General features: G+C 54.2%; 16 protein-coding genes and 1 tRNA gene. 10 read left to right on the top strand and 7 right to left on the bottom strand.

What is annotated here, in order from left to right; all coding sequences use genetic code 11:
• Positions 1-168 precede the first annotated feature (168 nt).
• The 4 genes from KK062_RS27240 to KK062_RS27225 form a co-directional block, all read right to left on the bottom strand.
• Positions 169-258, bottom strand: a tRNA-Ser gene (locus tag KK062_RS27240).
• A gap of 65 nt (positions 259-323) precedes the next feature.
• Entirely contained in the window at positions 324-1,520 is a 1,197-nt protein-coding gene (locus KK062_RS27235) for an acetate/propionate family kinase (RefSeq protein ID WP_254087549.1), read from the bottom strand.
• Between the two features lie 26 nt (positions 1,521-1,546).
• Positions 1,547-3,655 carry a phosphate acetyltransferase gene (pta, locus tag KK062_RS27230; RefSeq protein WP_254087548.1) on the bottom strand — a complete coding sequence of 703 codons (2,109 nt, stop codon included), beginning with the start codon at positions 3,653-3,655 and terminating at the stop codon, positions 1,547-1,549.
• A gap of 98 nt (positions 3,656-3,753) precedes the next feature.
• Complete coding sequence (locus KK062_RS27225; protein ID WP_254087547.1) at positions 3,754-4,752, bottom strand: helix-turn-helix transcriptional regulator; 999 nt, start codon at positions 4,750-4,752, stop codon at positions 3,754-3,756.
• 592 nt (positions 4,753-5,344) lie between these two features.
• Between KK062_RS27225 and KK062_RS31010 the strand changes: the two genes are divergently transcribed.
• The 3 genes from KK062_RS31010 (at position 5,345) to KK062_RS27210 (ending at position 9,194) form a co-directional block, all read left to right on the top strand.
• Positions 5,345-7,195 carry a sensor histidine kinase gene (locus KK062_RS31010; RefSeq protein ID WP_254087546.1) on the top strand — a complete coding sequence of 617 codons (1,851 nt, stop codon included), beginning with the start codon at positions 5,345-5,347 and terminating at the stop codon, positions 7,193-7,195.
• On the top strand, positions 7,182-7,523 hold the full coding sequence (locus tag KK062_RS27215) for a hypothetical protein (protein ID WP_254087545.1): 342 nt from the start codon (positions 7,182-7,184) through the stop codon (positions 7,521-7,523). Before KK062_RS31010 ends, KK062_RS27215 begins: the two co-directional genes overlap by 14 nt.
• 87 nt (positions 7,524-7,610) lie before the next feature.
• Positions 7,611-9,194: an ArnT family glycosyltransferase gene (locus tag KK062_RS27210; RefSeq protein WP_254087544.1), complete on the top strand. Its 1,584-nt coding sequence runs from the start codon at positions 7,611-7,613 to the stop codon at positions 9,192-9,194.
• 3 nt (positions 9,195-9,197) lie between these two features.
• On the opposite strand, the gene KK062_RS27205 is transcribed toward KK062_RS27210, so the two are convergent.
• Positions 9,198-10,019 carry a hypothetical protein gene (locus tag KK062_RS27205; protein ID WP_254087543.1) on the bottom strand — a complete coding sequence of 274 codons (822 nt, stop codon included), beginning with the start codon at positions 10,017-10,019 and terminating at the stop codon, positions 9,198-9,200.
• A gap of 501 nt (positions 10,020-10,520) precedes the next feature.
• On the opposite strand from KK062_RS27205, the gene KK062_RS27200 reads away from it, so the two are divergent.
• The 4 genes from KK062_RS27200 (at position 10,521) to KK062_RS27185 (ending at position 16,541) form a co-directional block, all read left to right on the top strand.
• Positions 10,521-11,087 carry an NUDIX domain-containing protein gene (locus tag KK062_RS27200; RefSeq protein WP_254087542.1) on the top strand — a complete coding sequence of 189 codons (567 nt, stop codon included), beginning with the start codon at positions 10,521-10,523 and terminating at the stop codon, positions 11,085-11,087.
• A 53-nt stretch (positions 11,088-11,140) separates the two neighbouring features.
• A complete protein-coding gene (locus KK062_RS27195) occupies positions 11,141-13,123 on the top strand; it encodes a tetratricopeptide repeat-containing sensor histidine kinase (RefSeq protein WP_254087541.1) in 1,983 nt (660 codons plus the stop codon).
• A 46-nt stretch (positions 13,124-13,169) separates the two neighbouring features.
• The gene (locus tag KK062_RS27190; RefSeq protein ID WP_254087540.1) at positions 13,170-13,799 is read left to right on the top strand and encodes a response regulator; all 630 of its coding nucleotides are present in this window, start codon (positions 13,170-13,172) and stop codon (positions 13,797-13,799) included.
• Between the two features lie 516 nt (positions 13,800-14,315).
• Positions 14,316-16,541 carry a LamG-like jellyroll fold domain-containing protein gene (locus KK062_RS27185; protein ID WP_254087539.1) on the top strand — a complete coding sequence of 742 codons (2,226 nt, stop codon included), beginning with the start codon at positions 14,316-14,318 and terminating at the stop codon, positions 16,539-16,541.
• 9 nt (positions 16,542-16,550) lie between these two features.
• Here the strand turns inward: KK062_RS27185 and ppk1 are convergent, their stop codons facing one another.
• The gene (gene ppk1 / locus KK062_RS27180; protein ID WP_254087538.1) at positions 16,551-18,605 is read right to left on the bottom strand and encodes a polyphosphate kinase 1; all 2,055 of its coding nucleotides are present in this window, start codon (positions 18,603-18,605) and stop codon (positions 16,551-16,553) included.
• A gap of 18 nt (positions 18,606-18,623) precedes the next feature.
• Positions 18,624-19,208: a sugar O-acetyltransferase gene (locus KK062_RS27175; RefSeq protein ID WP_254087537.1), complete on the bottom strand. Its 585-nt coding sequence runs from the start codon at positions 19,206-19,208 to the stop codon at positions 18,624-18,626.
• A 387-nt stretch (positions 19,209-19,595) separates the two neighbouring features.
• Between KK062_RS27175 and KK062_RS27170 the strand changes: the two genes are divergently transcribed.
• The 3 genes from KK062_RS27170 to KK062_RS27160 form a co-directional block, all read left to right on the top strand.
• Positions 19,596-20,150 carry an RNA polymerase sigma factor gene (locus tag KK062_RS27170; RefSeq protein WP_254087536.1) on the top strand — a complete coding sequence of 185 codons (555 nt, stop codon included), beginning with the start codon at positions 19,596-19,598 and terminating at the stop codon, positions 20,148-20,150.
• A gap of 84 nt (positions 20,151-20,234) precedes the next feature.
• A complete protein-coding gene (locus tag KK062_RS27165) occupies positions 20,235-21,254 on the top strand; it encodes a FecR family protein (protein WP_254087535.1) in 1,020 nt (339 codons plus the stop codon).
• A 199-nt stretch (positions 21,255-21,453) separates the two neighbouring features.
• Positions 21,454-22,342, top strand: an 889-nt coding sequence (locus tag KK062_RS27160; protein WP_254087534.1) for a carboxypeptidase-like regulatory domain-containing protein, incomplete at its 3' end; no start/stop codon positions are given.

Raw genomic sequence — 22,342 nt, 5'->3', positions numbered from 1 at the left:
TGGGCGGAGAGACAGGGATTACTTGCATGATCCCTTGAGGGGTGGGCTTCAAATCAAATGCTGGTCGCTGTCGCTCCTCGGCATTTTTTGTTTGTGCCTTGCTCGCCGGAGTAAACTCCGCTCACAAGACACAAACAAAAAATGCCGCCCTTCGGGCAGCATTTGATTTGGCGGAGAGACAGGGATTCGAACCCTGGATACCCTTGCAGGTATAACGGTTTTCGAGACCGCCCCGTTCAACCGCTCTGGCATCTCTCCGAGCGGGGTGCAAAGATAATAACTCTGGGCAGACACCATTGCTCCAGGCTTCAAAAAATCTCAGGCTAGGCCGGCAGTCGGTAACACTGTTGGGCAATTTCCAACTCCTCGTTGGTAGGAACCACCAAAATGGCTACGCGAGAGTCCAACGCATGGATCGCGCGGAGGCCGGAAGCGGCTGCCCGGTTCTTTTCCGGGTCCAGGCGAATGCCCAGGTAGTCCAGGTTCTGGCAGATGCTTTCGCGGATGTCTACGTCATTTTCGCCGACGCCGGCGGTGAAGATTATGGCGTCCAGGCCGTTTAGTACGGCCGTGTAGGCGCCGATGTATTTGCGCACGCGGTAGGCGTAGAGGTCGCAGGCCAGGGCGGCTTGGGCGTTGCCGGCGCGGACGGCTTTGCGGATGTCGCGCATGTCGTTTGTGCCCGTCAGGCCCAGGAGGCCGGATTGTTTGTTTAATAATGCGCTGATCTCGGACTCGGTTTTGCCTTCGCTTTCCATCAGGTGGAAGACTACCGACGGGTCGATGTCGCCCGAGCGGGTGCCCATAATCAGGCCGGCAAGCGGACCAAAGCCCATGCTGGTGTCGACGGAACGGCCACTGTCCACCGCGGCCATGCTGCAGCCGTTGCCCAGGTGTATACTGATCAGCCTGGCGTCGGGCTTTTGCAGCCAGGCCATGGACTTTTGTGTTACGTACTTGTGGCTGGTGCCATGGAAGCCATAGACGCGGATGCGCTTCTCGCGGTAGTATGACTCGGGCAGCGCGTAACGGTAGGCCTGGGGTGGCATCGTCTGGTGAAAGGCGGTGTCGAATACAGCCACCTGGCGCGCGTGGGGGAACGTTTTCTCCGCTACCTCGATGCAGGTATAGTTCGCGGGGTTGTGCAGGGGCGCCAGCGAGAACAGTGTGCGGATCGTTTCTTTTACGGCAGGCGTGATAATGGCAGGTTCGGCAAATTGCTCCCCGCCGTGCACCACGCGGTGTCCCACGACGGCAATATCTTCCGGACTGCTAATGACACCGGTACCTGGTGCAGACAGCAGCGCGAGTACCGCGTGGAGACTGGCGTAATGATCCGGTAGGCCACCCGTGCGCTCGGTCACTTTCTCGACGTCTCCTTCCCACTGTTTGTGGCGAATAAACGCGTCTTCGTTACCAATGCGCTCTGCGAGGCCCGTGCAGACGGGCTTTTCAGAAGGCATCCGGAAGAGCTGATATTTTAACGAGCTGCTGCCCGCGTTGATAACAAGGATATTCATACTGTGAAGTAACTAAAAGATGGGCGTTATACCGCGGCCGTCGCGTTGTCCTGGCACTGGATGGCCGTGATCACGACGGTGTTGAAGATGTCGTCCACGGTACAGCCACGGCTCAGGTCGTTGATGGGTTTGTTCAGCCCTTGTAGCATGGGCCCGATGGCCAGCGCGCCGGTCTCTCGTTGTACGGCCTTGTAGGTATTGTTGCCCGTGTTTAAGTCCGGGAAGATCAGCACGCTCGCGCGGCCCGCCACTTCCGAGCCCGGCATTTTTTGCTTGCCTACCAGTGGATCGACCGCCGCATCGTATTGGATCGGTCCTTCGATCTTCAGGTCGGGGCGTTTCTGGCGCACCAGCAAAGTAGCTTCGCGCACGCGCTCCACATCTTCGCCTTCGCCCGAGCTGCCCGAGGAATACGACAGCATGGCAATGCGCGGCTCGATGCCAAAGCGCGCACTGCTTTCGGCCGACGAGATGGCGATTTCCGCCAGCTGCGGCGCAGTAGGGTTGGGGTTGACGGCGCAGTCGCCAAAGACGGCCACACGCTCGGGCAAACACATAAAGAATACCGAAGACACGATGGACACACCCGGCCTGGTCTTGATAAACTGCAGCGCCGGGCGAATGGTATGCTGTGTGGTATGCACGGCGCCCGACACCATGCCGTCGGCGTCGCCTTTATAGACCATCATGGTACCGAAGTAAGAGACGTCGGTCATCAGGTCGCGTGCCATTTCCATGTTAACATTTTTGGCCTTGCGCAGCTCGTACAGTGTTTCCACGTAGGGGGTATAGTACGAGGAGTCGGCCGGGTTGATGATGCGGATCGAGGCGGGATCGAGGTCGAGGCCAAGGCGGCGGATGGACGCCGTGATCTCGACGGGGTCGCCCAGCAGCGTGAGGTCCACTACATCCTGTTTGATGAGGCGCGCGGCGGCTTTCAGAATACGATCTTCGTTACCCTCGGGCAGTACAATATGCTTCTTCTGGCTCTTGGCCGACCGCACCAGCTGGTACTGGAACATGTGCGGTGTAATGCCTTCCGGCTCGAATGTATAGAGCTTGTCGTCCAGCGCTTTCCAGTCTACGTATTTTTCAAATGTATCGATGGCGAGCGTGATCTTCTGCTTGTTGTCGGCGGTAATCCGCGAGTGGATGTTGCCGATGATGGTGGTTGTTTCAAAAGTACCTTTCAGTACGGAAATGATCGGCACCACTGTTTGCAGCCCCTGCAGCAGACGGATAACGGGTTCGTCCGGCTCGATGCCGGCGGTCAGCACAATGCCTGCTACCTTCGGATAGGTAGAGGAGAGGTTGGCCTGGAGTGCGCCGATCACGATGTCGCCACGGTCCCCCGGAGTGACGATCAGCACGTTGTCCTTAATATGGCTAAGGAAGCCGGGCAGCATCATGGCGCCGGTCACAAAGTTGTCGGCCTGGTTTGATAGAAGCTCTTCGCCAAAGAGCACGCGGGCGTCGAGGGCGTCTTTGATCTCGCGCAATGTGGGACTTTGCAGGCTCTTGTCCCACGGAATAACCGCCAGCATCATGTCGGTTGGCAGTTGCAGGCGCAGCAGCTCGCGTACATCGTCTACCTGCTCCGGTTGTACACGGTTTACCAACATGCCGATGACTTGTAACTCGCGGCTTTCAAAGTTGCGCAGCACGTTCAGCGCGGCCGTTACCACCTGGGCCGTTGTGCGGCGCTCGCCACTCACCACAATCAGCACCGGCGCGCCCAGATTCTTGGCTACAGATACGTTGATCTCAAACTCGAAGGCAAGGCCTTCCCCCAGAAAATCGGTGCCTTCGATGACGGTAAAATCGTAGGCCTCTTCCAGCTTCTTGTATTTGGTGATGATGGTGTTGATGATCTCACCCATGCCCTCTGACTCCAGGCGACGCAGGACCTCCTGTCCGCTGAAAGCATGCGTGTCAGCATATTCGATCGGCAGCGAAAAGTGGTTGAGAATTGTCTCGATGTGCACCTCTTTTTCACCGGGGGGCGTCTGGCGGATGATGGGCTTGAAGTAGCCGATCTTGTTGGTGCGGGCCAGCAGCATGTTGATCAGGCCCAGGGCGATCACCGATTTGCCCGTGTACGGCTCGGCGGAGGCGATGAAGATGGTCTTATTCATACGGCGATTGTGGCTTTTAAACGCTCCAAGGTATGAAATTACTGGAAATGCGTTTTTTGACTTTTATCACCGCGCCACCTGACATTTGTCGCCCCGCGCTACAAACGACTGATCTCGCTGCACAACGTCGGCGGGTGGCCAAAGTGCCGCCGGAAGGCGTCTGAAAAGTTAGGCGCATGCCGATATCCCACTGCCGCCGCTACACGCGCGACGGGCATCTTCTTTTCTTTTAACAAGGCCAGCGCGCGGAGCATGCGTTCTTCGCGCAGAAAGCCGCCTATGGTGGTCTGGTACATCGTGTGAAAACCCAGTTTCAACTTGCGTTCATTCAGGCCGGCGACGCGTGCCAGCATTCGCACCGAAATACTTTCGTCGAGGTGGTCGAATATATAGGCACGTGCGGTATGGACCTTCTCCAGGTCGGAAGGTTTTAAGTCGGGGTGTGTGGGAACGGGTGGCTCAAACAACGGCATCACGGCATGCCGCAGTACATTGAGTAGGGCGACTTGCCGCATGATCTTCAGATCAAAGACCGAGGCACGGCGAAACAGGTTCATAGCAGCGTATACCAACGCCTGCGAAGCGGCGCGTGCCTGGTGAAAAAGCGCCGATGACTCGTGGTGAGCAGCCTGTTCGAGAAAATGTGAATAGAGCGGATGAAGCCCGGCCCATTGCTGCAAGGCCGCCGGCCGGAAATGGACTGCCAGCAGCACGTACTGGCGATTCTTCTCCAATACAAAATCCTGTTGCAGAGAAGGTTGGTACAGCAGGTTGTAATGAAAGCGGGCCGTGCGCGCGACGCCCTTGCCCGTCACGTATTGCAGGTCGCCTTTTAGTACGATATAGAACATCAGCAGCGGTTCGGAGGAAGCTATCTGCACGCTTACGCGATCCTTCGTGCGGATCACGATGTTGACTACGCTGGCGGCATCCACGTGCACTTCGCGCACACGCGCGTAGCAGAGCGGCCCCGAGTATTTTAATACCAGTGTGCTGTCAGGATGGATATTTTCAGACAGGCCGATCTCGCCCTGGCCATACTCCGTAACTTTTACTTTGTCTGTATACGAATCTTCTGGTTGTGAAGGATGGCTCATAGTTTTCCTGGTAACGTTTCGGAACGACGTTAAAACGGTGGAATTATCAAATGGACTACTGTCGGTGGCGGCAGTAGGAAAAACATCATTCGTATAACTCGTATGGAGAATGGATGTGAACGATCGCGAACAATAACGTGGCACGGTGGTGTGCCCTGGATAGTTGATCTAAATATATAGTAAAAACATGCCGAATTATAACAATAGTATAACATCAGGGCAAAAAAAAGTCGAAAGATATACCAATATTAAGCCTGTGTTAACTGTGTATTATGTAGTGCCCGAAATAGTCCGTCTGACGAATGTGGAGTGTACGGCAAACGTAAATGGTGCCAATCGAAACAACATCGCGGATAGGTCGGGTATCATGTCGATCCGTTTGATTTCGGTGGAATACCGGCGTTATTCCATCAAAATCATACGTTTGAAAACGGCCCGTGCGATGGCACGTAACAATAACTTAATACATGCTAAACAGAAACGCGCAACAGACCTCGTATCTTGCTGCCTGGAAGGAAACCAATAACCATCTAACCCTGGTTCCGGTGGTGAAGCCCACGCGTTACCGGATCCGCCAGCAAAACCACCAGCCGTGTTTAAATTTTTGGAGTTTAATTCCATACGGAGCCGTATGGTTTCGGGTTTTTTGTTTTTGACGGTGCTCATCCTGATCCTGGCCATCGTTTCCCTCTACATACTCGACCGTGCCAACAAGATCGCGCTCATTCACAGCCGCATCAGCCAACTTCAGGTATTCACGCTTACGCTGATCAAATCCGATAACGACTTTTTTGACCTCGACGTTTACAACGTCAACTATTTCAAGACCCGCACCAGTACGGCGCTCGAGCTGCGCGACAGCATGAACAAGCGCATCCAGGCAGAGATCCGCGCGGTGCGGCAGCAGACCCGCAACAAAGGCTACGAGGTGGACATCAACCTCGATGCGATCGACAGCACACTCTCGGTGTACAACGACAAGTTTGTGGCCCTGGAAGCGCTGGTTTACCGCAAGGGCTTTAAAGACGATGGAATGGAAGGCAAGATGCGCTGGCATGCGCACAAGCTGGAAGAAGAATCCGCCGGACCGAGCTTAGTCAATGTGCTGTTCCTACGCCGTCACGAAAAAGATTTTTTCCTGCGGCACGATACGGTATATCGCAATACGTTTAACCGCGCGGCCGTCAAGGTCATGCGCGACATGGCGCGTTTTCACGCCGACAGTACCGAAGCGCGTACACACATGTTGGAATACCAGCGGCTCTTCAACGAGTTGGTGAACATCCAGTCACAGATCGGCCTCAGCAGCAAGGACGGCTTACGCCGCGAGCTGAACGAGCTGACGTCGGCGCTCAGCAACCAATACTTTCTGCTGTCCGAATACTCGCTGCGACAGTCCGTACAGGCGCAACAGAACGCGCGGCTGTTCTACATCGCCATGCTCACCGGCGCAGTATTTTTCTCCCTCGTATCGGGATTGTGGATCTCGCGCCGGTTGTCAGAGCCCATTGCACGGTTGTCGTCGCTGGTGCGCATGTCGATTGTACATAAGAAGCCCGGGCCCATCGACTTCAACGTGCGCCACGCAGCGAACGAGATCAACGCGCTCACGGCGGCCTTCAACATCCTGATGCATCAAACCAATGCGCAGCTGAAGGAGATCCAGTCGAAATCAAAATTGCTCAAGCGTAAGAACCGGCAGTTAAAGCAGCTCAACCGCGAGCTCGATAATTTTCTATACAGCACCGCGCACGATTTACGCTCGCCGCTGACGTCCCTGTTGGGCCTGATCAACATTATGCGCTACGACAACCAGCAGGAGAATCTGGTGGTATACTTCGACATGATGGAAAAAAGCATTCAGCGTTCGGATGCCTTCATCTCCCAGATCGTAAGCTTTTCCAAGAACAAACGCCTGCTCATTAAACCCGAGCGGCTGGATCTATACCAGTTGGTGGAAGAGATTTTCGAGGGGCATAGTTTCCCTGCTGGAAATGGACGCCTGATGCGGGAGACCGTTATCCAGGAAATGGCGCCCTTCTACTCCGATCGCAATCGGGTCACGATCCTGTTGAACAACCTGATCTCGAATGCCATTCGCTATTCCGACCCGGATAAAGAGCAATCGTATATCAAGCTGTTTCTTACCGTCAATGAATTGGAGGCTACAGTCGAGGTGCGTGATAACGGCATCGGTATCGGGCCGGAGCACATCGATAAGATCTTTGATATGTTTTACCGGGCCAGCACGGACTCCAAAGGTTCAGGCCTCGGATTATTTGTCTTTCACGAAACCCTCAAACGGCTGAAGGGCCAGGTGCGCGTGACGTCTGCGCCGGGAGAGGGGTCGTCGTTCTTCATTATACTGCCGAACTACTACAAAACGCTCGAGGTCACTACGGAGTCGGTGACGGAGAAAAATGCCCTCTATGAAAGATCCTAAAACGTCCATACCCTGGCCGCTGGAAAAAACACTGGAGCTGCTCACGCTGGTCCGTAATGACCTCATCGGCGATCTGCTGAATGGCAATTATCTGCGCGAGTATATTCAGACCCGTTTTCAGGTACAAGACGTATCGCGGATCAAGGTCGAGTTTATACGGATGGCATTGAAACAGTTGCGGCAATCGACTCTTGACCGTATACATTACGAAGGATTGGTGCGTGAGATCATGGAGCATGGTACGACATCCCTGACGGCCGGAAACGATCAGTTGTTCTACCAGGAAGTAGATCGTTTGCTGCAGCGTTACTTGCCGGTACAGCCCTAAAAAGAATTAATAGACAAGGTGCGATAGCATGATGTTGGGGTAATATACTTTTCCCCACGGCACGCTATTTTGCATAGCATAAATGTTATGCAGTCGATACACCTCTTGTTAGAAACTTTTTTAGAACGCATCCGCGTTCCTGTCCGCGTATACTACGTTATATTCGCTTGCGTGCTGGGTGCGATCTATCTGCAGGGCCTGTTAAGCCCGCAATTGCTACAAGATGCAGCCCGCGATGCAGCCCAGGTGTTGCACGGGTATAAGACCGGTCAGTATGCCGTTTCCGATGGCGTTGTAGTCTGGCTGGCAGCCATTAGCTTTGAGCTCTTCGGTGTTTCTGCCTTTGCCTTTCGACTGCCGTCGTTCCTCGCTACACTGTTGTGCCTCTATGCCACCTACCGGCTGGGGACTTTACTCTACAACAAGAAGACTGGCATCCTCGCCACAATCATCCTGGCTTCGTGCTGCTGGTTTATACTCGCGTGTAATGACCCGCGTCTCGATTCCATTTTAACAGCCTGTATCGTGTGTGCCATCTGGCAAATGGTGTTGCTCGTTTTAAACAACCGGTTGCTCCACGCCGTCATGGCAGGGCTTGCCATGGGGATAGGCTTTTCCGCTAAAGGTGGTATCGCCGTGTTGATGCCACTGCTGATCGTTGGCCTGTATATCATGCAACAACGCTCGTGGCGAAAAGGGATGCGCCTTTTTCCATGGGTGGTCGTCGCCGCGATAACGCTGGCGTTGATGGCACCGATGATCTATGGATATCACGGCCAGGTAAACCGTTTTGTAAAACGTACCGGACCTGTATTTTATTTGCACACATTCTTTCGCGCGTTCCTGCCGTGGAGCCTGGTGTGCATTGCCGCCTATACAAAAGAAATTTCCTATCGCTTCCGCAAGGGGCTCCGCAACCGGAAGCGCGAGATTCTGACAGGCATTGCGCCGGTCATTGCCGTGATACTGCTCACGCTCATGTCGACGAAGTGGCCGCATTACCTGCACGTCACGTTTCCGCTGTTGGCCATCTTTACCGCGGCTTTTCTGTTGCGTAGTGGTACGCAGACCAAGAACCGGTTGATCGTATCGCAGCAGATCATGGCGACGCTCGTCATTATCGGGATCATTGTGCTGTGTGACTACTGCCTGCCCGTTCGCGACCTGCCCACCATGACCGGCATCCTGATATTACTGTCGGTAACCGTGTTCTTCCTGTTCGAGAACAGCCTGGGCCGCACCAGCAAGGTGGTGTTGATGTCACTGTCACTGGGCGTCTTCCTGTTCTTCGTCATGAGCTTTCACTATTACCCCGAGGCCCTGAAATACCAGGCCGGCCGAACGCTGGCGACCCGGGCGACGGCGCGTAAGGTGCCCGTTGATAACGTCTATAGTCTGGCCGGCTTTGAAGCCTGCTATGACTTCGGCTTTTACATGAAAGCCGACATACCCCTCCGGACGGTGGCGCAGGTAGCAACTTCCTCCGCTCCCCAATACCTCGTCACCGGTCCGGAAGGGCTTGAACAGCTCAAGACGCTGCCTGTAAAGATCGACACGCTCGAACAGGCCGTAAACTACAACGCTTCCAGCTTCAACATCGGGTTCCTCGACCCGTCCCGCCGCAACGACATGCTGTCACGGCGGTATTTGCTACACGTTACACCGGAGTAGCGGTTAGACGCCGGCAGCATCCAAAATCTTGGCAGCTCCGGTATATTTCGCCTCTTCAACAATGTTCTCTCCGTAAGGGATTCCGAACCGTATCCCAATAGCCAACACAAGCGTATAGGCCTCGTCGTCAGGGATTGGATCCAACTGTATTTCCAGCGTAGAAGGTGAGCACCCTTTTGTCGCGCTATACCATGGTGTAGCCGCCGTCCGTGCGCCGCTACCGTTGTTAGTGCCATACCAGACTGGTGGCCTATACGTTTTGCGGCCGGGGTCGTAGACGAAGTCGGGAGCGAGCCCCAGGGAAATCACGACGCTAAACAGCGGCAGGTCGTTCTGCGGGTGAAAGTTAACGCCATGCACAAGCTGAGGAATGTGCACACGCACCGAACGTGTATCACGGTCAAGTGACCATGTTAGTGTTGCACAGAACACAGCGTCAAATACGTTGCTCTTGTTTAACGGAAGACCTCGAAGCAGATCCGGATAGCGCGACAGATTGACATTTCGTGTACCCAACGCACTGGAGGTATCCTGCTTTTGGACAATCTTCATGAGCCTGTTCAGTGGCGCACTGACATTGAAACCGCAGGACAGCGCGCGGAGTTCGTGAAATGTCAGCCGCAGGTGTTTGCATGCAAGCGTAAACCCTTTGAACTCTGCCTGGTGGTGGCGCAGGAGTTTGAATTTCGGTGAATGCTTAATTTGATCGGCCGAAGGACCACCCTTTTGACGAACGATCGTTTTTTCAACGCCGCGCCGACGGTAAATGCTGATTTCTCCAACCGATCCTGTAATGTCCAGTAAATTTTTCTTTAACGTAGCCATGAGTATGTAATAGTTTTAGTTTGTTTTCTTTGTTTTCATGTTCCCGCTGTGCGCTCTGCGCAGGATAAACGCTGATCGGTATAGATACGAGTATGTTTTGAAATAGGTTTATTATAGCCCTATAGAGCTATTAGGATTCTATTTCAATGCTATATCAATGGTATGTCAATGCTATTATATATCCGAAGTAACCCAGCTGTTGATATGAATTTTGGGGAAACTGTATTGTTTTTTTTTGTTGCGTATTTGTTACAGCCAAAAATGGAGATAACGTTCTATTTACGGAAAATACATGTATAGAAAGAAACAGGGCGTTATAGGAAGATATAGGCAGATTCGGCTAAATCTGGCAAAAAACGGAAGTGGTGTTTGTCATCGCAAATCTGAGTCCAGTCGCCAGAATGCATTTCCCTCGCGTTAGCTTGCTGCAGCTGTCCACATTTCCGATAGGGAATCCCCGTTTTAGCCATTATCTTCAAGACTCAAACAACCCTACTCCGTATGAAGATCGAAAAAGAAGAGGTGCTGCTCCGCGAAGGTATTGTGGTGGAGAAGGCCACGGTTCGCGACGACGAGAACAACGTATTTCCACGGTATCGTGTCAACCGTCCGGATGTGGCGGCGGTGTTGCTGTTTAATACCGACACGCAGAAGATCATTCTTACCCGCCAGTTCCGGTATGCGGTGGCGGTTAAAATGCCCGAGTCCATTCTGGAGATTGTCGCGGGGCGGCTTGATGCGGGGGAGACTCCGGAGGCGGCGGCGCTGCGTGAGACGGAAGAGGAGGCAGGGTATCGCATCCGGCCGGAACAGCTGTCGCTGCTGGTGTCGTGTTTTGCTTCGCCGGGCTACAGCTCCGAGCGGTTGAACATTTATTACGCAGCCGTGACCGATGCTGACAAGCTGAAGGACGGTGGGGGTGGGCTTAAGAGCGAGCATGAGCACATCGAGCTTGTTGAGCTGACGACGGCTGAATTCCGGCACCTTTTACAAGAAGGCGGCATTCAGGATGCCAAGACCTACGTAGCCGGTCTGTACGTGGCTTTTTATCGTCGGAATTTTCTGTGACAGCCCGCATGGCGGATTTCAATAAAAAGTCACCGGATCGTATCTTTCGGGATATGAGCGATCTCATTCGGATAGTATGGCGGCGTGTTTGGACGGTCGGTGCCCTGCTGGTAGCGGCAGGGATGGCTATATCCCTGGAAGCGCAGATGATGATGGGCCTGGATACCGACAGCCTCCGGCAGGTGCTGCGCCGCCTGCCCGACGACACCAACAAGGTGCATGCGCTGATCACCACGGGGCAGCAATACGAAATGTCTCACCAGGACACCGCCATATATTATTATACGGCTGCCCGGACGCTCAGCGACAAGCTCCGCTATCCCGCGGGGGTGTTGGCATATTATGCCAACATCACGGCCGTGTTGAATGTGCAAGGTAAGTTTGCCGAATCGCGCAAGCTCAACGAAGAGGCTGTCGGCGTTGCCCGTCGCCACGGTTTAAAACTGCAGCTCGGAAAGGCCTACGCCAACCTGGGAGCTGTGTGCCAGTACCAGGAAGATTACCGCGCCGCGATTGACTACTACCTGAAGGCATTGCCGATCATCAGGTCGTTCGGCCAGGACCAGGCCGAGGCCATGTTATACAGCAACCTGTGCGGCTTGTACCGCAACCTGCTGCAGCCGGAAAAAGCGCTCGACTATGCGCAACAGGCGGTGGCCCTCGGCGAGCGCCATAACGACCCTTACGCCATTGGCAACGGCTGCATCAACCTGGGCAACGCGCTCAAGGATTTGCACCGCATCGATGAAGCGATCGAAGCCTATCAACGCACGTTAAAGATCGGCCAGGACACAGGCGATCTGCACATGCAGGAGACTTCCCTGATCAATCTCGGCGAGGCGTATATCCAACAAGACCTGGTGCCGCAATACATGGATGCCTTCCTGCGCGCGCTGCCCCTGACCGATGTGTTGGAGGACGTGTCCGGTAAGGCCTTTGTCTATAAGGGCATAGCCACGGGGTTGTTCCAGCAACACAAGTTCCAGGAAGCGGATGCCTATATCTGGCAGGGGCTGGAATATGCACGCGAGCACGATCAGAAAGAAGTCATGGCCGCGCTTTACCTGTTGCTGTCAGATGTTCACCTGGTGTTGCATCACTACGATGCGGCCGACCGCTACCGGGCGCGACACGATTCGCTCAACCACGTATTGTTAAACGGCACGCTGCTGAAAGACGTACAGGAGCTCGAGACCCTGTACAAAGTAGGCGAGCAGCGCAACGAGCTTTTGCGCAAAGACCTGCTGCTCCAGCAGCGGGAAGCGGAAACAGCGCAACACCGCTTCTGGTTGATCGCGGCGATTGTTGTGTGCGTGCTCATGCTGGTCTTGCTGGTGTTAGCCGTATTGTTTTATCGGCAACGGCGGCAGCTGCACCAGACTGCGCTCCAATCCCTGCAAGCCGAGCAGGAGGCCATCCGGTTGAAAGCGACGCTGGATGGGCAGGTACAAGAGCGGCAGCGCATCAGCGAAGAGCTGCACGACGACCTCGGGGGCGGACTCACGTCCATGTTGTTTATCAGTCGCGCCTTACGCCAGGCGCCGGAAGAGCATGCCACGTTGTCGACCAGGATGGAAACCATTGCCTCTAAGCTCATCGATAAGATGAACGAGATCATCTGGGCGATGAGCCATGAAAACGACACGCTGGCCGACCTGGTGGCGTATATCCGGGTACAGGCGGACGAGATGCTCAAGAATGCCGACATTCAGTTTAACTGCCAGGTGCATGCCCCGATCCCCGAGATCCAGTTATCGCAACATGATCGTCATCAGATCTACCTGGTGGTGAAAGAAGCCCTGCACAACATTGTCAAACATGCCCGCGCCAACGCCGTGACAATTGACTTTCACAGTTTCATCCCGTTGCGCGTCAGCATCCGTGACAACGGCCGGGGCCTGCCGGCGACACCCGACGCCCTGATGGGCAACGGGTTACGCAATATGCAAAAGCGTGCACACGAGTTGCGGGGTGCGTTAAAAGTATTTGGCGACAACGGAACCGTCGTCCAATTGGAGACGGTTTTACCTGTATAACTTTTGTTCTATTGATCGAGCGGTTTGGCTTAACCCATCTTGCCTTATGGATACGATACACCTGGCCGTTGTAGAGGACGTTTTGGAGATACGGGAAGGCTTAAAATTCCTGTTGAACCAAGGGAAGGACTTTACGTGTCCGGTTGCCTATGCGTCGGCCGAAGAAGGCCTTGCCGGGCTGTTGCAGAACCCGCCGGAAATTGTGGTCATGGATATCAGTTTACCGGGCATGAGCGGGATTGAATGCATGCGACAGGTAAAGGCTAAACGTCCCGAGATGCAGTTCCTGATGTTTACAGTATTCGAAGACGCCGAGCAGATCTTCCAGGCGCTCTCGGCCGGTGCGAACGGTTATTTATTGAAGAACGCTTCACCCAACAAGATCATCGAAGCGATCCGCGAGCTGCACCAGGGTGGTGCGCCGATGAGCACGGCGATCGCCCGTAAAGTGGTGGGATCGTTCCGGCCGGCAGAGGCCGTACCGGACAACAGCGGCTTATCGGTCCGCGAGCGCGAAGTGTTGGAGTATCTTGCCAAGGGACTGTTATACAAAGAGATCGGCGATCAGCTCGGCATCAGCACCGGCACGGTGCGTCAACATATTCATCATATCTACCGGAAGCTCCACGTACAGAACCGTACGGAAGCAATCAACAAAGCCTTTGGTGCACGCTAGTCTTACAACGGGGCTTAAAAAAAAGTAGCGATCTCGCGACCGCTACTTTCCGTTTATCATAACCTAGTCCTAATGATACAAAGGTACACGCCGGGCGGAAAAATTCGAATTATACGGTGTTATGAAATTATTATTGATGAAATGGTATAATTCATATACTGTTTTACCGGAGGACGGGATAAAACAAAAAAGGAGCAAACCCGAAAGCCGCTCCCTTTTTTCATTAACCCAAATCCTATGACACAAAAGTAACGGGCTGGTGTTGGGCTGACGTATATACCGTATTATCAAATCATTATCTTCTGGTGTGTACTATACAGTTATGCATGCAGCAGTCTTCCTTTCTCAATGCCATCGCGACGTCCCACATGCTGGTTGGCGGTATATATTCCGGGGCCGGAAATGCGCACGTCGGCGTGCATCATAGCCGTTGTGTGGCCGAGACGGATTTATGGTTACATTGCGTCAAAGAATTTTGCGTTAGATCTCGTTTTTATGCGGTTTTCGGTGCTTTTCGTGGTTTTCCTGTCTTTTGCCTCTTCGGCTTTTGCACAAACAATCGATCCTGTCGGGTCCGGACGTGCCCTGCAGTTCGACGGTATCGACGATTATGTGGATCTGGGCAACATCTATGATGATCTTACACTGCCCCTAACAGTCTCGGCATGGGTTTACCTGGACAACTCGGCTTCGGGCATAAATCCGATCTTTGTCAGCCAGGACAATGCACCGGTCTACAATGGGTTTTGGTTTCAGGTGACTGAAGAGAACTTTGCCATTGAATACGGTGATGGCATGGGAGAGGGGAGCAGCGTGTATCGGCGTGGGATAAGGTCGGACTATTTGGACAGACGGGGACGCTGGGTTCATTTGTGCGCGGTGATGCGTAGCGCCGGTGATATGGGGTTGTATCTGAATGGTGTATTGGTGAGCAGCAGTTATGCGGGCTCAAGCAATTTGCCAATGGCGTCAAATTTTCCGAATGACATCGCTAAAATAGGATATTACTACACCAATAGCGCGGTGTATCACTTCAAGGGTATGCTGGACGACCTGCGTGTCTGGAACCGGGCACTGACTGACACGGAGATCCGGGCAACGATGTGCAAGAAACTGACGGGCACCGAAAGCGGACTGATCGGGTACTGGAATTTCGATGAGACATCCGGGACAACAGTAAAAGATAACTCGTCGAAACATTACGATGGAATACTTCGTGGCAATCCCACGCGGGTATATTCCGGCGCGGCGATCGGCGACGAGAGCACGTATCTTTATCCGGCTGCTCCGTGGACCAACGCAACGGCAATGGTCTCGGCTGACGGAACACACGAGCTGGTGGTCAAGAATGTGAAGGGTGCGCCGCAAGGCATGCAGTTGTACCGGGTAAATGCCTTGCCCAGCCAGACAGGTGGATTAAATCTGGCGGACGTCGAGCAGCCCTATTTTGGTGTGTTTTCTGCTGGAAGCGGCACCGGGTATACGTTCGACCTGGAATACGTGTACAATGGCCATGCACCATGTGCGTTGAATGCCCGCACCGACAACCGGGGACCTACCTGGACGTCGGTGGCCACGGCCACCGGCATTTCCGAGCGGTTTGAGATTCTGCGGAGTGACCAGTCGTCTGCTCCAATAACGGTGGACCTGGGGCCTGACCAGCTGATTTGCGACCAGCCTTCGCGCTCCTTGACAGCGACTACGCCGGATGCAGGGACCTTTCTGTGGAGCACGGGTGCGACCACGCCCACCATTACCGTCAACGCTTCGGGATCCTATTGGGTCAAGCTCATGAACGGCTGCAGGTTCGACCGGGATACGGCGGAGATGACCTTCCGCCGGAAGCCTGCTGTATCGCTCGGCGTGGACGAGATCCTTTGTGAGCTGATGCCGCGTAAGCTCCAGCCAGTGACAACAGTTCCCGATGACTATGCCTTCGCCTGGCAGGATGGGTCCACGCAGCCGGTATACGACGTGCGGGATTTTGGTATCTACTGGGTGCAGGTGACAGGCGCGTGCGGTATGGACCGTGACACGGTTGAGTTTGCCAGGAAGCCACAAGAATCCGTTGTGTTCGACCTCGGTGAAGAGCAGCGTGTGTGCGACCAGCCCTTGGTGCAACTCTCTACAAATCTGCCCGCCACCGGAAGGACATTCCATTGGAATACAGGCGCTACGACACCATCGATTGATGTGACGACGACCGGGGAGTATTGGGTGACGGTGGAAAATGTCTGCACGCAGCAGTCAGACACCATTCGCGTGACAATGGATGGTTCGCCTGTTCCTTTTACCCTGGGGGAGGACGAGATTGTTTGTGAAATGGAGGAGAGGATGCTGCTGGCAACGGCGCCGCCCGGGGCCAGCATCGCCTGGCAGGATGGATCAACCTCACCGACTTTATCGGTCAAAGAATTTGGGCGTTATTGGGTAGAGGTGCGCAATGGCTGCGGCGTGATGCAGGATACGGTGACCTTTACAAAGCTACACTATGTCCCGGAATTTATACCGAATATCATTACCCCGAACGGCGACGACCGGAATGAATATTTTATCGCTATACCGAATCCCGATGCTGTTCCGGTCGCACTCCGGGTGTATAACCGCTGGGGCATGCAGGTATATCGGGCGCCGTTTTATAAGAACGACTGGAATGGCGGCGGCCTGAGTCCAGGCATATATTTCTATCACCTGACAGGCGCCTGCATCCCAGAGCAGAAAGGGATGCTAACGATCCGCTAGCGTTTCGCGCTAGATCATTTCCGCGATTTGCTGTTGCGAGCGCACCGGTGCAACGCCCGGCGGCCGTGTGACGGGTATGTTTTGCAAGTGGTCGTCGAGGAGCACGGCCTGCTCGGTATCCTGAAGCTGCAATTGTGCGATATTTTTAACTACCGTTTTTAATGCGTTGTCGCGCAAGGGAAAGCATACCTCTACCCGCCGGTATATATTCCGGTTCATCCAGTCGGCCGAGCCGAGGAAGATCTCTTCGTCGCCGGCGTTGCGGAAGATAAACACACGGCCATGTTCCAGGTAACGGTCGATGATGCGGCGCACGGTAATGTTCTCGCTCATGCCCGGCACACCCGGGATGAGGCAGCACACGCTGCGCACGATGAGCGACACGTGTACGCCGGCGCGCGAGGCATCGTACAATTTACTGATCAGTACTTTGTCTTCCAGGTTGTTGAGCTTGATGGTGATGGCCGCCGGAATGCCTTTGCGGGCAAAGGCGATCTCGCGCTCGATCAGCTGTAGGAATTGTTGCTGTAAGTTGAATTGGCCGACCAGCAGGTAGCGGAAGGCGATGGAAGGCGTTGCGCCGGGACGTCTTTTTTGTTTGAGGAACCGGAACACCTTTTCGATCTCCAGCAGCATGGGCTGGTGGGCGGTAAATAAAATATGGTCCGTATAAAAACGCGCGGTGCTTTCGTTGAAGTTGCCCGTGGCCAGCAGGCCGAGGTATTCGGTGCCGGTGACGGTCTTGCGTTTGAGCATGGCCATTTTGGCGTGTACTTTTAAGCCCGGAAGGCTTTGGATGACCTGTACGCCCGAGGCTTTCATTTTTTTCATCCAATGTAGATTGTTGGCTTCGTCGAACCGGGCCTTCAGCTCGACAAAGACCGTTACTTTCTTGCCGTTGCGAGCCGCATTGATCAACGCATGGGCAATGCGCGAATCGTGGGCGACGCGATACAAGGTCACGTAGATGCGGGTGACGTACGGATCGATGGACGCTTCGTTAAAGAAGCGCAGTACGGCGTGATAGGTGTGATAGGGCGGATGCAGGAGGATGTCGCGGTCGCGGATCTCTTCGCAGAGCGAGCCTTGGGGGTTATGCGGAATGTAGGGCCGGGTGGTCCAGGGCTCGTAGGAGAATGACGGATCTTTTAGCGGCAGCGATGCCAGGTCTTTCAGGTTGTGGTGTGCGCCGCCTTGTACAAAGGTGGCCTTCTTCAACCCCAACTGCTTTTTGAGATAGGCCAGGATGTGCGATGGGATGCCGGGCTCGTGCAGGAAACGGGTGGCGAAACCCAGCTCGCGCTGCGTGATCTTGCGCTCGATCTTCTTGGCCAGGTTGCCTTCAAACTCGTCGTTCAGGTCCAGCTCGGCATCACGGGTCACCTTAAAGCTGTGGCAGGTGAGGATGCGGTCTTCACCAAATGCCTTGCCGAGGTTGGCGCGGATGATGTCTTCCAGGAAAAGTATATACTGCGTGCCGCCGTGGTGGAAGCTATAGAACCGTGGCAGGTGATGCGTGGGCACGCGTACCAGACTGATGCGTTCGGTGCCGTCGGGGTCCGCGTGCGCGATGACCAGGTATAGCGTATTGTTCTCGGGGAAGAAGTCCGTGCGTTCGGACAGCGGTATGATGTGCAGAAAGGTAGCGGCGTCGTGCGCAAAGGCGTCGTGCACGGCCGGTAAGATCACGTCGGGGATCGGCTCGTTGTAGAGCAACCGGATGTTGTGTCGCAGGAGCGCGGGCAGGATCTGCGTGATCATGGTTTGTCCGAACTGTTCTTGCTGCGTGTGAATGGTTTGCGTGACGTCGGGCAAGACATCGACCAGGTCGCGGCCGCCGCTTTTGGTGGCCAGCGTTTGCAGGGCCATCAGCGTCGGTACCCGCACACGATAAAACTCGTCGAGGTTGGAGGAGTAGATGGACAGGAACCGGATGCGCTCCATCAACGGCACGCTTTCGCGTTGGGCTTCGGCCAGCACGCGTGCATTGAAAGACAGCCAGCTGAGGTCACGGTCAAAGAAGCGGTCGGGGAGCTGATTTTTTTTTGTCTTTTTATCAGGCATACAGAACATGTGAGAACACTACGATGGATCGGTCGGCAATGTACCATTAGCCGTCAGGTTGCGAACGACGCGGGCGGGGTTGCCTACCGCCAGCGAATCGCTCGGTACGTCGCGTGTGACCACGGCGCCGGCGCCGATCACACACCGGTCGCCGATGGTTACGCCGGGGCAGACGATGGCGCCGCCGCCAATCCAGCAGTCGTCGCCGATCGTGATGGGCCTGGCAAATTCCTGCGTGCGCCGCAACATGGCATCGAGGGGATGCGTGGCGGTATAGAGCTGTGCCCCCGGGCCAAACATCACATTCGACCCGATGGTGACGCGCATTACATCCAGGATGGTACACTGCACGTTGAAGTAAACGTTCTCGCCGCAGTAAATATTATACCCGTAGTCGCATTGGAAAGGCGGTTCGATATATAGCGATGGATGGGTATTCGGCATTAGCTCGCGCAGGACGGCCAGTGCGCCGGGCCCTACCACATATTCGGTGATGTTGAGCCGGTGTAGCAGTTGTTTGGCCCGCCGGCGGTCGGCCACAAGCTCGGGATCGAGCGCATAATACAGCTCACCCGCCACCATCTTTTCTTTTTCAGTCTTCATACAAGAGGGTTTTGTTGTCTGGTGGGTGTAAGGTAAAAAAAATCCCTTCAGGAACCACCCTGAAGGGAAACACTAACCCAAAGGAATAAACTTACTACTACAACAAAGCTAATCGGTCCAGGCGACGATGGGGTTGGAAAGATGTTATTTTATCGTTATGGATGCCCCGGACTGCTGACACGACGTCTTTCATTCCATGGTGTCGCGGTATATTCAATTGGTTTATCAACGGATACGAACAACGCTTAGTGGTATATTTGACCTGTAGATGGCAATGCGGCAATTCCGCCACCATGGGATCCAGCCGGATTTCAATCGAAATCTTAATAATCAAGTAATATAAATTCCAAGTTTTACCGGTATACTTGGCTACCTAAACAGTCCGTTATGTCAGTCGATCGTGAAGTGGTAAAATCTGTTAAAGAAGGTTCGGTTCGCGCTTTTGAGCTTGTGTATACCGCGTACGTGGACCGTGTGTATCGCTTTCTATACACGTTGTTGCGGTCGGGCGAAGATGCCCGGGAAGCTACGCAGGACGTTTTTGTGAAGTTGTGGGACAGCCGTGAACAGCTGCAGGAAGATCGTGCGCTCTCTTTTTATCTCTTTGCAATCTGCCGCAACCATGCCTTCAATATTTTGCGCAAACGCAAAAGCCAGGCGGGTGTGGTGGAAGAGTACCAACGTGACCAGCCGTCGGTGACGTTGTCGGCCGAGGAAGGAACAGAGGACACCTATTCCGCTTTATTGGAAGAGGCTATTGAGACGCTGCCACCCAAGCGCAAGCGGATCTTCGAGTTGTGCAAAATACAGGGGCTCTCGTATAAACAAGCTGCCAGCACGTTGCAAATTTCCGACGGCACGGTAGAAGTGCAAGTCGCCAAAGCCATGAAACAGATCCGTTTATACATGGTCAAGCAGGACGTTAGCCGTGTATGTGAATAACGGATCATGATTCCGTAACATATCCTTAATCTTTGCGCGTATAGGAAACCGTATAGGTGGCGTGTATTACAATAAAACGAATACATGCACCTTACCGAAGACCTGTTGCGACGTTATTTCGAAAACCGCTGTACTCCTGGCGAGGAGCGGTTTGTGGAGGAAGCGCTGCAGCGGGATGACGCTGCGATTCCCGGGCTTTTAGAAGACTATTGGGCGCAGTCGGCAGAGGGCGTACCCCTGGCGGAAGCGGACCGAAAAGCAATGTTCCGTGATATTCAAGGAAGAATTGCTGTGGACGAAGCGCCACAGAAAACTGTCTCCCGTCCCTGGTTTGGCGGAGCGGCGTTCCGCATAGCAGCTTCCGTGACAATCCTGATCGGGGCGCTCGTGGGGGGATATTTCTTTTTCCGGGGTTCACGTCCCACACACTATTATACAATCACTTCGCAGGCCGACCGCCAGCAGATTACCATGCCTGACAGCTCGGTGATCTGGCTGGCCAGCTACAGCCGGCTGACATATTCCAGTAACTATAATAAAGAGGACCGCCGTGTGCGCCTGGTAGGGGAGGCCTACTTTGAAGTGCGCCGCGACACCCAGCGGCCTTTTATCGTTGCGACTTCCACACTTTCTACGCGTGTACTGGGCACCCACTTTAATGTAAAAGCCGAACAAGCTGAGGACAACATCGCGGTGACGCTGCTGGAGGGGAAAGTATCCGTAGCACGGGAGGACAGTGTGCAAGGTACGTCGGAAGAGCTGGCGTTGCTGGATCCGGATCAGCAACTGATCTACAACCGGCAGACGGGTAATGTTACACGCCTGCAGGTGGAGGCTTATGATTATGCCGCCTGGAAGGATGGCGTGTTGAATCTCAAGAACCTGACGTTCCAGGAGGCTTTAAAGCGCCTCGAAAAATGGTATGGGGTGACGATTACGGTATCAGACCCCGCGATCAACCGGTGTATAATCCATGCCAGCTTTAAGAATGAATCGTTGCCGAACGTGCTGAAGACGATCGGTATGACGGTTGGATTTACCTATGCGGTTGAATCGCACCAGGTGAAGATCGTCGGCCGCGGTTGCTCGGCGACAACCCGGTAAAACGGACATTAGTAAATACTTAACCTATGACTATATCTTTTACGAACGCTATGCATCGGACTTTCACCTGACATAAAAAAGAACAACCGGAAGGGATGGAATCCCTGCCGGTTGCCAAAGCTTCCCGATAGGCTTGGCGGCAGAACGGGAAGCGGCTTTAATCTTTGTAGAACGCAGTATTAAAACCTATTTCAAGTATATGGAAAAAATCCTTTGGAAAGGATTCTGGAATGTCTTTTTCATTTTTATGCGGTACACCTCGATTGTTGGTCTTCTCATTTGTGTCTGCAGCACTCTTCTTTTTGCGGAAACGGGATCCGCACAGGGCATTCAAAACACCCGCATGAGCCTGCATGTGACAAACATGCCGTTGTCGGACGTATTGGAGGATATCGAACGGCGCACGGGCTTCCGGTTTGTGTATAACCGGACGGAGCTTGACACCCGCACGCGGGTGACGCTGTCTGTCGACAACACGTCGGTTTCCGATATTCTTCGGAAGCTGCTTGCGGCTAAACATATGCGTGCGCGGCAGGTGCGTAACAGCATTGTGCTGGTGGCGGAGCCGTTGCCGCAGTTGCGGCAGGCGACGGGCAGTATACAGGGCGTTGTGACCGACAGCGAGTCGGGTTTGACCTTGCCCGGCGCGAACGTGATGATCGAAGGCTCCGGTCAGGGTGCGTCTACTGATAAAGACGGAAAGTTTCAGTTGGCGAAGCTTATGCCGGGGACTTACACGGTGTTGGTATCGTTTATCAGTTATCAAAGCAAGAAAGTTGAAAATATCACGGTAACCGGTAATAATGCGTCTACCGTCACTGTGGCCCTGGCGCCTGCGGCGTCTAACCTGGCCGAAGTGGTCGTGCAGGCGGACGTGGATGTGCGGTATACGCCGATTCAGCACAGCACGGAAGAGTCGTTACTGTCGGATATGCGTTCGAGCAATAACATCGTTACCGGGATCAGCAATGTGCAGATTGTGCGCAGTTTGGATCGCGACGCGGCGGATGTGATGCGGCGTGTGCCGGGTGTTACGGTGCTGAACAACTTTGTGCTGGTGCGGGGTCTCGATCCGCGCTATAATATCA

The sequence above is a fragment of the Dawidia cretensis genome, assembly GCF_018598175.1.
Classification (GTDB): Bacteria; Bacteroidota; Bacteroidia; order Cytophagales; family Cyclobacteriaceae; genus Ohtaekwangia; species Ohtaekwangia cretensis.
Note: the sequence above shows the minus strand (reverse complement) of the source record. Positions and strands in the feature narration are given on the sequence as shown.

What these genes read in the sequence shown, in the direction of transcription:
- KK062_RS27235 (WP_254087549.1), bottom strand. Translation starts at nt 1,520, where the DNA reads ATGAATATCCTTGTTATCAACGCGGGCAGCAGCTCGTTAAAATATCAG.
- pta (WP_254087548.1), bottom strand. Translation starts at nt 3,655, where the DNA reads ATGAATAAGACCATCTTCATCGCCTCCGCCGAGCCGTACACGGGCAAA.
- KK062_RS27225 (WP_254087547.1), bottom strand. Translation starts at nt 4,752, where the DNA reads ATGAGCCATCCTTCACAACCAGAAGATTCGTATACAGACAAAGTAAAA.
- KK062_RS27215 (WP_254087545.1), top strand. Translation starts at nt 7,182, where the DNA reads ATGAAAGATCCTAAAACGTCCATACCCTGGCCGCTGGAAAAAACACTG.
- KK062_RS27210 (WP_254087544.1), top strand. Translation starts at nt 7,611, where the DNA reads ATGCAGTCGATACACCTCTTGTTAGAAACTTTTTTAGAACGCATCCGC.
- KK062_RS27205 (WP_254087543.1), bottom strand. Translation starts at nt 10,019, where the DNA reads ATGGCTACGTTAAAGAAAAATTTACTGGACATTACAGGATCGGTTGGA.
- KK062_RS27200 (WP_254087542.1), top strand. Translation starts at nt 10,521, where the DNA reads ATGAAGATCGAAAAAGAAGAGGTGCTGCTCCGCGAAGGTATTGTGGTG.
- KK062_RS27195 (WP_254087541.1), top strand. Translation starts at nt 11,141, where the DNA reads ATGAGCGATCTCATTCGGATAGTATGGCGGCGTGTTTGGACGGTCGGT.
- KK062_RS27190 (WP_254087540.1), top strand. Translation starts at nt 13,170, where the DNA reads ATGGATACGATACACCTGGCCGTTGTAGAGGACGTTTTGGAGATACGG.
- ppk1 (WP_254087538.1), bottom strand. Translation starts at nt 18,605, where the DNA reads ATGCCTGATAAAAAGACAAAAAAAAATCAGCTCCCCGACCGCTTCTTT.
- KK062_RS27175 (WP_254087537.1), bottom strand. Translation starts at nt 19,208, where the DNA reads ATGAAGACTGAAAAAGAAAAGATGGTGGCGGGTGAGCTGTATTATGCG.
- KK062_RS27170 (WP_254087536.1), top strand. Translation starts at nt 19,596, where the DNA reads ATGTCAGTCGATCGTGAAGTGGTAAAATCTGTTAAAGAAGGTTCGGTT.
- KK062_RS27165 (WP_254087535.1), top strand. Translation starts at nt 20,235, where the DNA reads ATGCACCTTACCGAAGACCTGTTGCGACGTTATTTCGAAAACCGCTGT.